12 protein-coding genes are annotated in these 12804 nt (G+C 65.6%); all 12 read right to left on the bottom strand.

The annotated features are described in order from the left end of the window. Positions 1 to 1389: a threonine synthase gene (gene thrC / locus AC1GI4_RS10265; protein WP_479629428.1), complete on the bottom strand. Its 1389-nt coding sequence runs from the start codon at positions 1387 to 1389 to the stop codon at positions 1 to 3. Between the two features lie 13 nt (positions 1390 to 1402). Next, complete coding sequence (locus AC1GI4_RS10260; RefSeq protein ID WP_479629427.1) at positions 1403 to 2023, bottom strand: SURF1 family cytochrome oxidase biogenesis protein; 621 nt, start codon at positions 2021 to 2023, stop codon at positions 1403 to 1405. After that, positions 2020 to 2430 carry a DUF983 domain-containing protein gene (locus AC1GI4_RS10255; protein WP_479630390.1) on the bottom strand — a complete coding sequence of 137 codons (411 nt, stop codon included), beginning with the start codon at positions 2428 to 2430 and terminating at the stop codon, positions 2020 to 2022. The genes AC1GI4_RS10260 and AC1GI4_RS10255 overlap by 4 nt, the downstream gene beginning before the upstream one ends. Then, positions 2420 to 3331: a cytochrome c oxidase subunit 3 gene (locus AC1GI4_RS10250; RefSeq protein WP_479629426.1), complete on the bottom strand. Its 912-nt coding sequence runs from the start codon at positions 3329 to 3331 to the stop codon at positions 2420 to 2422. The genes AC1GI4_RS10255 and AC1GI4_RS10250 overlap by 11 nt, the downstream gene beginning before the upstream one ends. Before the next feature lie 37 nt (positions 3332 to 3368). Further along, entirely contained in the window at positions 3369 to 3908 is a 540-nt protein-coding gene (locus AC1GI4_RS10245) for a cytochrome c oxidase assembly protein (protein WP_394664629.1), read from the bottom strand. After that, the gene (locus AC1GI4_RS10240) at positions 3908 to 4042 is read right to left on the bottom strand and encodes a hypothetical protein (protein WP_275044973.1); all 135 of its coding nucleotides are present in this window, start codon (positions 4040 to 4042) and stop codon (positions 3908 to 3910) included. The genes AC1GI4_RS10245 and AC1GI4_RS10240 overlap by 1 nt, the downstream gene beginning before the upstream one ends. Further along, positions 4039 to 4938 carry a heme o synthase gene (locus AC1GI4_RS10235; RefSeq protein ID WP_479629425.1) on the bottom strand — a complete coding sequence of 300 codons (900 nt, stop codon included), beginning with the start codon at positions 4936 to 4938 and terminating at the stop codon, positions 4039 to 4041. The genes AC1GI4_RS10240 and AC1GI4_RS10235 overlap by 4 nt, the downstream gene beginning before the upstream one ends. A gap of 205 nt (positions 4939 to 5143) precedes the next feature. Next, a complete protein-coding gene (locus AC1GI4_RS10230) occupies positions 5144 to 6208 on the bottom strand; it encodes an NAD(P)-dependent alcohol dehydrogenase (RefSeq protein WP_294270713.1) in 1065 nt (354 codons plus the stop codon). Positions 6209 to 6372: 164 nt separating this feature from the next. After that, a complete protein-coding gene (locus AC1GI4_RS10225) occupies positions 6373 to 7761 on the bottom strand; it encodes a DUF1501 domain-containing protein (protein WP_479629424.1) in 1389 nt (462 codons plus the stop codon). Next, entirely contained in the window at positions 7761 to 9500 is a 1740-nt protein-coding gene (locus AC1GI4_RS10220; RefSeq protein WP_479629423.1) for a DUF1800 domain-containing protein, read from the bottom strand. Before AC1GI4_RS10220 ends, AC1GI4_RS10225 begins: the two co-directional genes overlap by 1 nt. 204 nt (positions 9501 to 9704) lie before the next feature. Next, a complete protein-coding gene (gene ctaD / locus AC1GI4_RS10215; RefSeq protein ID WP_479629422.1) occupies positions 9705 to 11378 on the bottom strand; it encodes a cytochrome c oxidase subunit I in 1674 nt (557 codons plus the stop codon). A gap of 3 nt (positions 11379 to 11381) precedes the next feature. Then, entirely contained in the window at positions 11382 to 12590 is a 1209-nt protein-coding gene (gene coxB / locus AC1GI4_RS10210; protein ID WP_479629421.1) for a cytochrome c oxidase subunit II, read from the bottom strand. Positions 12591 to 12804: the final 214 nt, after the last annotated feature.

Here is a 12804-nt window from a genome sequence, read left to right as displayed (position 1 = left end):
TTAGCGCAAACCATGCCCATCGATAAAGGCCGTCACCGCGTCGAAGGTGGCGGGTAGGGTGGTATAGCGTTCCTCGCGCTCGAACAGGTCGCCGACACGGCGCGGCAGCGCGGGGCGGCTGCCGGTTGCGCGTTCGACCGCGTCGGTGAACTTGGCCGGGTGTGCGGTGGCCAGCGTCACCACCGGCACGTCCAGCCCGCTCTTGCGTGCGGCGGACAGGGCGATGCCGGTATGCGGGTCGAGGATCTGTCCCGCCTCGTCCGCCGCCCAGCGCATCGCGCGGCTCATGTCATCGGCGTCGACGCGCGCGCTGGTGAAGAGCGGCGCGATGGCCTGGCTTTGCGCATTGGTCAGCCGCATCGCGCCCGAACCCTCGAACCCCTTCATCTGCGCCGCCAGGCCCACGCCGTCGCGGCCATTGGCATCGAACAGCAGGCGTTCGAAGTTCGAGCTGACCTGGATGTCCATCGACGGCGTGGCGGTCGCCTGCACCTGACCCTTGGAATAGTCGCCCGAGGATAGAGCGCGATGGAGGATGTCGTTGACGTTGGTCGCGACGATCAGCCGCTCGATGGGCAGACCCATACGCGCCGCGACATAGCCCGCGAACACGTCGCCGAAATTGCCCGTCGGCACCGAGAAGGCGATACGCTTGCCCGGCGCGCCGAGCCGGACGGCGGCGTAGAAATAATAGACGACCTGCGCCATCAATCGCGCCCAGTTGATCGAATTGACCGCCGACAGGGTGTGGCGATCGGCAAAGGCGCGGTCGTTGAACATCGCCTTCACCAGCGCTTGGGCGTCGTCGAAATTCCCCTCGATCGCGATGTTGTGGACGTTGGGGGCGAGCACCGTCGTCATCTGGCGGCGCTGGATTTCGGTCACGCGGCCCGCCGGGTGGAGCATGAAGATGTCGATATTGGCGCGCCCCGCCACCGCATCGATCGCCGCCGAGCCGGTGTCGCCGCTGGTCGCGCCGACGATGGTCAGCCTCGTATCGGTGCCGCGCAGGAACCGCTCGAACAAAAGGCCCAGCATCTGGAGCGCGACGTCCTTGAACGCCAGCGTGGGGCCGTGGAACAGCTCCAGCAGCCACTGGTCATGGTCGAGTTGGACCAGCGGCGTGACGGCGGCGTGCGAAAAACGGCCATAGGCGGTGTCGCACAGTGCCTGGAGTTCGTCCGCGCTCAGGCTGTCGCCGACGAACGGCGTCATGATCTTCGCGGCCGTCTGCGCATAGGACAGGCCCGCCAGACCCTCGATCTCCTCGAAGGTCAGGGTCGGCCAGGCTTCGGGCACGTAAAGCCCGCCATCGCTGGCGAGACCGGCCAGGGTCGCGCCCCGGAAATCGAGGACGGGGGCGGAGCCACGGGTACTGAGATAGCGCATGATGCGCTGCGGCTTAACGGCGTGCGTCCGTCACCACAACCATTCGATTGCGCCGAATGACCGCCAAAACATAGATAATTGCGGCGATGGCGGCGAACAGGAACCATTGGATGGCGTAGGCCAGATGGTTGTTGGGTATCCCGCTGATCCCGGGGCGGGGATTCGCGTCGAGGCCGGGCGCGGGGGTGTCGGCGACCAGCAGCATCTGCTGCGGCCGATGGTCGAAGGCCGACTGGAGCAGCGAACGACCGTCGGGCGCATGGGAAACATAGCCGGTCACCCGACCGCCCGGCCAATGGCTGACCGCGCGCGGATCGTGCGTGGTGCCCAATTGCACCTGCATCGCCCCTCGCGGCACCGGACAGGTGGCGATCAGGCGGAATCCCGCCGCCCCGGCGCCCGCGCGGCGGATGGCGACGGGCGGGCGGCAATCGGCGACCATGCGGCGGAACAGCATGCTGTCGTCGGGGTACAGCGGAAAAGCGATGACGGGGCGCGCCGGATTGGCGGCGAGCTGCGCCAGATAGGCTTCCTTCTGCGGCAGCCGGTCGAGCAGCTGCCAGAGCCCCAGCGCGATCATCGCCGCGACCGCCAGCCCGACGATCAGCGTGGGGAGGATCGGTACCCGCCTCATGCGTCGCCGTCATCCTCGCGCGGCACGACCGCGCCCTCGCGCGCCTCGTTGCGATATTCGGCCGCCATCAGCGCGCCCTTGGCGATGCGCAGGGAATACACCACGCCGATCGCGGTCAGCGGCAACCAGATCGCCATTTGCAGCCAGAGCGGCGGATGCAGCGTCAGCTCGACCGCGATCGCCGCGATGGTGATGATCGTGCCCAGGATCAGGGTCAGGAAGGCGGCAGGGCCGTCCCCGACATTGAATTGGGTGAAGTCCAGCTCGCAGGCTGCGCAACGCTCGGCGAAGGTCACCACCTGGGGCGAAAACAGCGGCCCGGCAAACAAATGGGGCTGGCCGCAACGCGGACACAGCCCCTGAAATGCCGCCTGCGCGATGGTGGGCGGGGTAGACTCAGCCACTATGGACCGGCGCGCCCCAGCCACCCCAGACATAGATGGTGACGAACAGGAACAGCCACACCACGTCGACGAAATGCCAGTACCAGGCCGCCGCCTCGAACCCGAAATGCTGGCGCGGGGTGAAGTCGCCGCGATAGGCGCGGATCAGGCAGACGATCAGGAAGATGGTGCCGACGATGACATGAAAACCGTGAAAGCCGGTCGCCATGAAGAAGGCCGCGCCATAGTTGATGCCCTTAAAGGGGAAGGGCGCGTGCACATATTCATAGGCCTGGATCGCGCTGAAGATCAGGCCCAGGATCACGGTCAGCCACAGGCCCTTGAGCACGCCGTCGCGGTCGCCCACGCCCAGTGCACCCCAAAGCCCCTTTTTCTCGCCGCCGCGCTGGTTGTGGATCAGCGCGTGGTGCGCCCAGGTGACGGTGGTGCCGCTGGTCAGCAGGATCAGTGTGTTGAGCAGCGGCAGCTTGAAGGCGTCGATGACCTCCAGCCCCTTGGGCGGCCATTGCGTGACGATCGCGGTCGCGCCCTCGGCGGCGCGCTCGACCTGGCCGTCGACGATGCTCATCGCGGTCGGGAACAGCGAAAAGTCGAAAAAGGCCCAGAACCAGCCGACGAAGAACATCACTTCCGATGCGATGAACAGGATCATGCCGTATCGGAAATGGAGCTGAACGACGGGGGTGTGGTCGCCATGATGCGCCTCGCGCACCACGTCCGCCCACCAGCTGCCCATGCAGAACAGCACCGCCGCCAGACCCGCCAGGAACGCCCAGCCACCGCCCTGGACGCTGTGCATCCACATGATCGCGCCCGAGGCCATCAGCAGCGCCGACATCGAACTGGCCAGCGGCCAGGGGCTCGGCGGCAGGATGTGATAGTCGTGGTTCTTCGCGCCAGCCATGATCCCGTCCCTATGATTTTGCTATTTTGGTGGCAGGCTAACCCGCTTTCTTCGCCGAATCCACCGGGTAAAATGTGTAGGACAGGGTGATCGTCTCGATGTCCTTGGCGTCGGGGTCGTTCAGGATCTTGGGGTCGATGAAGAAGATCACCGGCATCCGCGCGGTTTCGCCGGGCTGCAGCGTCTGCTGGGTGAAGCAGAAACACTGGATCTTGGTGAAATAGCGCCCCGCCTGGTCGGGAGTGACGTTGAAGGTCGCGGTGCCCGTCACCGGCACTTTCGCGTTGTTGGTGGCGGTGAAGAACACCATGTCGCGCGCGCCGATATCGACGGTTTCGTGCGGGTTCTCGGGCTTGAAGGTCCAGGCGAGGCGCGAGGAGACATTGGCGTCGAAATTGACCGTGATCTGGCGGTGGACGCTGCCCGGCGCCTGACTGCCGCGCTGGGTCGTGCCCTGATAGCCCGTCACCTGGCAGAACATGCGGTAGAGCGGCACGCTGGCAAAGGCGAGGCCGGTCATGAACACCACGCCGAACAGCGCGAGGGCGACCGTCCTACCCTGGCGCGTCATCCGCATCAGTGCATGCCCGCCCGGATTTTCGACAGGGTGATGAAGAAGATCAGCACCACCAAAAAGCCGAGCAGCAATGCCATGGCGGTGGCGCGGGCGCGCTGCTTGGCGCGAATCCGATTCGAATCGTCAGGCGTCATGCCCAACGATCCACCACCAGCGCGCCAAAGAGAAGGAAAAGATAGAGAATCGAATATTTGAACAGCCGCTTCTCGGGCTTCATCGTGTCTTCGGGCTGGGTATGCCGAAACGCGACGATCGCGGCATAGGCGGCGAACAGCGCCGTGCCCGCGCTGGCGATCACGCCATAGATCGAACCCGTCAGCCCGAGTGGCCAGGGCGCGACGGCGGCGATCGCCATCGGAATGGTGTAGAGCCCGATCTGCGCACGCGTCACCCGTTCGCCCGCGACGACGGGCAGCATCGGCACGCCCGCATTGGCGTAATCGGTCTTCACGAACAGCGCGAGCGCCCAGAAGTGCGGCGGCGTCCACAGGAAGACCAGGCTGAACAATAGGAAGGGGAGCAGCGCGATCTCACCCGTCGCTGCCGCCCAGCCGATCAGCGGCGGAAAGGCGCCTGCCGCGCCGCCGATGACGATGTTCTGCGGCGTCCGACGCTTCAGCCAGACGGTGTAGACCAGCACGTAGAAGAGGATCGAGACGGTCAGGATTCCGGCGGCGATATAATTGACCGCCAGCCCCATCAGCAGGACCGAGAAACAGGCCAGCCCCACGCCGAAATGCAGCGCCGATTCGCGGGTCATGCGGCCTGCTGGCAGCGGCCGCTTGGCGGTGCGCTTCATCAGCGCGTCGAGATCGGCCTCATACCATTGATTGAGCGCCCCCGCCGCGCCCGCACCCAGCGCGATGCACAGGATGGCGGTGAAGCCGATCACCGGATCGACGCCCACGGGGGCGGCCAGCATCCCGCACAGGCCGGTAAACACCACCAGCGTCATCACCCGCGGCTTGGTGAGTGCCAGGAAGTCGCGCCAATCGGCAGGAACGAAGACGGAGGAGGGAATGCTGGACATGAAGATCCTGCATATAGGGCTTGGCGAGGAGGGGGGCAATCGAAGGGGTTGTCTTGGGAGGATACCTCGCCCGCCAAAAAACGCACCCCCTCCCGCAGGCGGGAGGGGGCGGGGGGAGGGCTAGGAGTCTCACCGAGACCGTCGCTCGTGGCGTTCCCTCCCCCATCCCCTCCCGTTTACGGGAGGGGCGTGGAACTCAGCAGCCTCAGTCCTGCTTCAACGTCGCCATGTCGATGACGAAGCGATACTTCACATCGCTCTTCTGCATCCGGTCATAGGCGGTGTTGACCTCGTCCATCGCGATCATCTCGATGTCGGCGGTCAGGCCATGCTGGTGACAGAAGTCCAGCATCTCCTGCGTCTCGGCGATGCCGCCGATCAGCGAGCCCGCCAGCGAGCGGCGGCGGAAGACGAGGTTGCCGACCGAGGGCGACGGATGCGGCGAATCGGGTACGCCGACCAGCGTCATCGTGCCGTCGCGCTTCAACAGCATCAGGAACGCGTCCAGGTTATGCGGCGCGGCCACCGTGTTCAGGATGAAGTCGAAGCTGTTGGCATGTTCGGCCATCTGATCGGCGTCCTTCGACACGATCAGGTCCCTGGCACCCAGCCGCTTGGCATCCTCGGCCTTGTTCGGCGAGGTCGAGAAGACATAAACCTCGGCGCCCATCGCGGCGGCGATCTTCACGCCCATGTGGCCCAGGCCGCCCAGGCCGACGATGCCGACCTTCTGGCCCGGCCCGACCTTCCAGTGGCGCAAGGGGGAATAGGTGGTGATGCCCGCACACAGCAGCGGCGCGACGGCGGCCAGATCAGCCTCGTCATGGTTGATCTTCAGGACGAAGCTTTCCTTGACCACGATATGGTCGGAATAGCCGCCGAAGGTGTGGCCGCCCAACACGGGGTCGGGGCCGTTATAGGTGCCGACGAAGCCGGTCGTCTCGCAATATTGCTCTTCGCCGTCATGGCAGGACGGGCAGTGGCCGCAACTGTCGACCATGCAGCCGACGCCGACCAGATCGCCGACCTTGTACTTCGTCACGTCACCGCCGACGGCGGTCACGCGGCCGACGATCTCATGGCCCGGCACGCACGGATACTGCGTGCCCGCCCACTCGCCGCGCGCGGTGTGCAGGTCGGAATGGCAGACGCCGCAATAGAGGATGTCGATCGCGACATCGTCGCCCTGCGGGTCGCGACGTTCGAAAGAGAAGGGGGCGAGCGGCGTTTCGGCCGACTGGGCGGCATAGCCCTTGGCGGGAGTGGGCATGGAAGCTCCTCTGGAAATCTATAACGCGAACGAACGGACGCGGCCGCCCATATTGGGGGGCGCATGGTTCGCTACCAGAGAAGCGGCGGGTTAAGTTTTCCGATCGGCGCTGATCGAACAGTTGATCGAAATTAATATGTTATATTGTCACAAAGTGCCTGGGCTTATCCCATGAAGCCCTGGTTCCAGGTCGAAGCGTCATAGTTGCCGATATTGGGCAGCACGGTACGCAGGCCGCCCGAGTCGATGCTGAACCAGCTGGCCAGCGTCGCGGCATATTGGTCGACCGACATGGTGGGGATCAGGCGGCCGCTGCCGACATCGTCGCTGGTGTTGCTGCCGACGATCGGCGCCTTGCCGTAAAGCCGCTGGCCCCGCACCGCGCCGCCGACGACGAAGTGCATGCTGCCCCAGCCATGATCCGCGCCGCCGTCATTGGATTGTAGGGTCCGCCCGAAGTCGGAGGCGGTGAAGCTCGTCACCTGATTGGCGACGCCCATGGCGGCGGTGGTGTCGTAAAAGGCCTTCATCGCCGCCGACACCTTGGACAACAGGCCGGGATGCTGCGCGACCAGATTGTCGTGCAGGTCGAACCCGCCCATCGACACGAAGAAGACCTGGCGCTTCAACCCCAGCGTTTGGCTGACCGAGATCATCCGCGCGACCATCTTCAATTGGTCGGCCAGCGTATTGCCCGAGGGAAAGAGCGGGAAATTGCCGCTCGGCGCTCCGGCCAGTGCACTGCTGAGCTGCGCCTGGACGTTGAAGGCGCGCTTGCTGATGCGGGCATGTTCGGTCGCCATCGCATAGCTCGACTCGGTGGTCATCACGCTGCGCAGCGCATCGAGCGCCGAGGACGAACCGTAGAGCGTCTTGCTGTTGTTGAGCAGGGCCACCGGGCCGCCGGTGCCGACCGCATATTGGATCGCGGTGCGCCCACTCAGGTAAATGGCGTTGCCGCTGGTGTTGATGCAGGTCAGCGCCGCCGTGCCGTTGCCGTTCTGGAACACGTCGCCGATCCGCCCGCCCCAGCCGCTGGTCGCGCCCTCGGGGTTGGAGGCCTGGAAGAAGCTCTGCTGGTCGTTATGGCTGAACAGCTTGGGGGGCAGCTTGACGGTGCGGTTGGTGAACTGGATCTTGGTGGTCGGCTCGACCAGCGTGCCGACGTTCAGCGCCACCGCCATCTTGCCCGCCGCGAACAGCTGGCGCAGCTCGGGCATGGCGGGCGACAAGGCATAGGTGCGACCGCCCGGCAGGGCGACCGCCGGATTCAGGACGCTACCCGCTAGCGCATCCCGCTGATAGGCGATATTGGGCCGCGCGGTGCGATAGGCCGCAAAGCTGGTCTCGTCATAGGGGATCAGCGTGTTGGCATAGTCGTTGCCGCCATACAGGAACACGCAGACCAGCGCCTTGTAATCGGACGCGGTGGCCGCCGCCGCCTCGCCGATCGCGGCCAGGCTGGAGACGAAGGGGGTGGCGGTCCCGGCCATGCCGAGCAGGGCGGTGCGCTTCAGGAAGGCGCGACGTGACTGGTCTTGCATCATGCTCATCACCGCAGGTTCAGATAATCGGGGGAGGCCATGGTCAGCAGGATGGCGATGCCGACCCGGTTGATTGGACCGTCGCTCGCGGTTGCCGACACGCTGTCGACCGCATTGCGGATCGCGGCTTGCGTCGCGCTCGACAATTGCCCGGCGGCCAGCACCAGGTTGATCTCGTCGACCAGCGCCTTGGAGTCGGCGGCTAGCGCCAGGATCGCGGTATAGTCGGCCTTCACGTCGCCGATGCCGTTGGCGATGACGCCGTACATGAAGTTCACATAGCCGATCACCGTCTGTTCGTTGGTGATCTGGAACTCCGGCGCGACCAGCCCGCTGCCCGCCAGGCTGGTGCCCGCGGGCGTGTAGCCGGGGCGGTAGAAGTTGAAGACCGACGGGCTGCGTCCCTTGGTCTGGCTGAGCCGGGTCGCGGCGTTGGTGTCGCCGATCGCCCAGGCATTGGAGGGCGAGGTCGCACCGAAGGCACGCGCCCAGTTGGTGAAGCGGATCACCGGCTCGCGCAGCTTGCCGACCGCACCGCTGGCTGGCAGCGTCCGCGCCTCGCTGTCGAGCAGGATCGCACGGATCACGGCCTTCAGGTCGCCACGCACGCCCTGGCCATTGTCCGCGAACTTGCTGGCGACGCGGTTGATATAGGCGGGGGAGGGGTTGCTGGTCACCAGCCGCTGGATCAGCTGCTTCGACACGAAGGGCGGCACGTTGGGATGCGCAAAAATCGTATCGAGCGCGGCATCGATCGCCGCCATGCCGCCACCGCTGACGGTCGTGCCGAGAAAGCTGGACGGGCCCGTCTCGTTCATCCCGGCGTTGATGACCATCGGATTGAGATAGCGCGGTGGGGCATCGGGGAAATTGGGTTGGACCAGGCCGGTAAACACGCGCGCCAGCCCGGAGACGTCGGCCTGGCTATAGGTTTCGATCGGCTGCCCCCCGCTCATCTTCAGCGAGCCGTCCATGTTCAGCTGGTACAGGCCGATGGTGAACAACTGCATCAATTCGCGGGCGTAATTTTCGTCGGGCTGGGTGCCCGTCGTCGGGTTGGCCTTGCGATTCTGGAAATAGGTGAGGAAGGTGCTCATCGCGAAGCTGGTCGTCACCGTGCCCATCAGCTGGCGATAATTGCCGAAGGCATTGTCCAGCAGGATGTCGAGATAGGAGGCCATCGTGAACGAGCGCCACGAATAGATCAGGCCGTCCACGCCCACGACGAAGATGTCGAGCAGCGCCATGCCGACGCGCTGCCGCAACTGGTCCGGCTCGACGATGAGCTGTCGCCACAGCGTCGGATCCAGCCCCTTCATGTCGAAGCGGTTGCTCTCCCCCGCATAGCCATTGGCATAGAGCCAGTCGTAATGGCTGGTCGCGCGCGGCATCGCGAACTGGTCGGTCAGCCAGCCGTCATAGCCGCGCGAGACGACCGCATCGATCGTGCTGCGGGTCGCGCCCATGGTAGCCTGCGCCAGGAAACGGCTGGCCTCGGTGGGGGTGGGGGCGGCGTTGACGACGACCACCGGCGCGGTCGTGCCTGCCGGTGTCGCGGAGGTGCTGCCGCCCGCGCTCGCCGTGCCGCCGCCTCCGCCGTCGCCGCAGGCGGCCAGGGCCAGCAGGGGAAGGACCGCACCGCCGGTCCCCAGGGCCGAACCGGCCGATCGTGTCGTGACGGCGGGCGCACCCGCTTCGTGTTCGGCGGCCGCCGCCACCGGCTCCGCCAGAATGTCCCGCCCCATCATTGGATGTTCCACCCGCTAACCGCCACCTGTCGGACGATGGGGGCAGCATGTAACCAACGTGGCTAACGAAACATGAAAGGTTCCCTCGGTTCGTCGTGACCAGACAACAATTTGGCCGAAGTGGTCCTATCGTAACGCTGGCGCAATGAAAAAGGCCCCGAAATCGCCATTTCGAGGCCTTCGTCAAATGGTGGGATGGGCAGCTCAGTCGATACGCGGCAGCGTCTCGAACTGGTGATAGGGCGGCGGGCTGGACAGCGTCCATTCCAGCGTCGTCGCGCCTTCGCCCCACGGGTTGTTCCCCGCCGGTTTGCCCGCGATCAGCGACCAGATCAGGTTGATGAAGAAGATCGCCATGCCAGCGGCCATGATCTCATAGCCATGCGTCGCGACCTTGTTCCACAGCGCGAACGCGTCCGGATAGTCCGGGTAACGACGCGGCATGCCCTGCAGGCCCAGGAAGTGCATCGGGAAGAACAACAGGTTCACGCCCACGAAGAACACCCAGAAATGCAGTTGGCCGAGGAACTCGTTGTACATCTTCCCCGACATCTTCGGGAACCAGTAATAGAAGCCTGCGAACAGCGCGAACACCGCACCCAGCGACAGGACATAGTGGAAGTGCGCGACGACATAATAGGTGTCGTGCATGTAATCGTCGATGCCGCCGTTCGCGAGCACGACGCCGGTCACACCGCCGACGGTGAACATGAAGATGAAGCCGATCGCCCAGACCATCGGCGTCTTGAAGGTCAGCGAGCCGCCCCACATCGTCGCGATCCACGAGAAGATCTTGATGCCGGTGGGGACCGCGATAATCATCGTCGCGGCGGTGAAATACATCTTGGTGTTCACGCTCAGGCCGGTGGCGAACATGTGGTGCGCCCACACGACGAAGCCGACCACGCCGATCGCGACCATGGCGTATGCCATGCCCAGATAGCCGAAGACGGGCTTGCGGCTGAACGTCGCGATGATCTGGCTGACGATGCCGAAGCCCGGCAGGATCATGATGTACACTTCGGGGTGACCGAAGAACCAGAACAGATGCTGGTACAGGATCGGGTCGCCGCCCCCGGCGGGGTCGAAGAAGGTCGTGCCGAAGTTACGATCGGTCAGCAGCATGGTGATGGCGGCGGCCAGAACCGGCAGCGACAGCAGCAGCAGGAAGGCGGTGACCAGCACCGACCAGACGAACAGCGGCATCTTGTGCAGGGTCATGCCCGGCGCGCGCATGTTGAAGATGGTGGTGATGAAGTTGATCGCGCCCAGGATCGACGAGGCGCCCGCCAGGTGGAGTGACAGGATCGCCATATCCACCGATGGCCCCGGCTCGCCGAAGGTCGACAGCGGTGCGTATGCCGTCCAGCCGACACCCGCGCCCGACCCGAAAAAGGGCGAGGCGAGCAGCAGCGTGAAGGCCGGGATCAGCAGCCAGAAGGACACGTTGTTCATGCGCGGGAACGCCATGTCGGGCGCGCCGATCATGATCGGCACGAACCAGTTGCCAAACCCGCCGATCATCGCGGGCATCACCATGAAGAACACCATGATGAGGCCGTGCGCGGTGATGAGCACGTTCCACAGGTGCAGCGACTGGTCGAGGCTCTGCGCGCCGCCGTGCAGCATGCCCGCCCAGATGCCCAGATACTGGATGCCTGGCTCGCGCAGCTCGGCACGCATCAGGCCCGAGATCGCGCCGCCGATGATCCCCGCGACGATCGCGAAGATCAGATAGAGGGTGCCGATGTCCTTGTGGTTGGTCGACAGGAACCAGCGCGCGAAGAAGCCGGGCTTGTGATCGGCGTCATGGTGCGCGTGGTGGTGATCCTCATGACCGACGAATGCCGATCCGGGGTGAAGTGCGGTGTCGGTCATGGCTTATTGTCCCGCATTGCCAGCGCCGGCCGGATTGCCGGTCGCGCCCTGCGTCGTGAGGAGGCTCGCATCCGCGTCCGTGACCGGGCGCAGGGCGGGCTCGTTGCTGTTGTCGGGGCCAACGATCGTCCGGGCGTCCTTGGCCTCCTCGCGCATGACGGCGGAGCCGACCGCGCCCGGCTGCGGGATGACCGCGGCGGACGGCGCCGCCGAACCCGGCATCTTGCCGCCCTTGGCCGCGACCCAGGCGGCGAACTGTGCCGGGGGCACCGCCTGCACCGCGATCGGCATGAAGGCATGGCGCGCACCGCACAATTCCGAACACTGGCCGAAATACAGGCCCGGCTTCTCGATGGTGAAGCTCGTCTCGTTCAATCGGCCGGGCACGGCGTCCAGCTTCATCCAGAAGGCCGGGATCGCCCAGCTGTGGATGACGTCGTTCGACGTGGTGATGAGGCGGATCGGCACGCCGACGGGCAGGACGATGCGATTGTCCACCGCCAGCAGGCGCGGCCCGTCCGCATCGGTGCGCGCCCGCTCACCCGGCGCGACCTGATCCTTTTCCTTCAGCATGTTGGCGGTGATCTCGATCCCGCCATGATCCGGATATTGATAGGTCCAATACCATTGGTTGCCGATCGCCTTCAGCGTGACGGCCCCGGCGGGGGCAGGTTTGAACTGCGCCTGGAGCAGCCCGATCGAGGGGATGGCGATCAGGACGAGGACCACGACGGGCCCCAGCGTCCACAGCACCTCGACCAGCGTGTTGTGGCTGGTCTTGGACGGCACCGGATTGGCGGCGCGGCGATAGCGGAACACGACCCAGGCGAGCAGCAGCAGGACGAGCACGCAGATCACGGTGATGACCGGCACCAGCACGTCATTGTGCATCCAATGCGCGAACTCGCCGTTTTTCGTCACCTGCGGCTGGAGCCCGATGCGGCCGTCGATCGGCAGGCCGACATTGGGGTCGATCGTCGTCGCGGGCGCGCCGTCCTGCGCCAGTAGCGGGCTGGTCGGCGCGGCGGTCGCGGGGGCCGCGTCGCTAGTCGGGGCGGTGTTGGAGACGCCCGCCCCCTCGGCGGCGGCCTGCGGCGCGGGCGCGGCGGTCGGAGTCGCGGGGGGCGCGGCCGGAGTCGCGAAGGCGACACCCGACAGCGCGGCGCATCCCATCCCGGCGGCGATCGCGATCGCCTTCATGCGTTTGGGCATCCTCATCCTCCGGGGTCCGGACACGCGCTTGACCTCGCTCATCCCGCTCTCGTCTCCCATCTCCCTCGCCTGTCCGTCGGTCGTCCGACGGTCCTCGGGCGGGGCGTCATGTCGTTTTTGTTAGGGGGACTATAGCACGGGACTTCGCCCCCTCAACCCTAGAGCGTCACATGCCAGATTGCGCGGGGGGCGGGGCGATCCTATGAGGCCGGGT

The sequence above is a fragment of the Sphingomonas sp. 77B genome, assembly GCF_056497825.1.
Note: the sequence above shows the minus strand (reverse complement) of the source record. Positions and strands in the feature narration are given on the sequence as shown.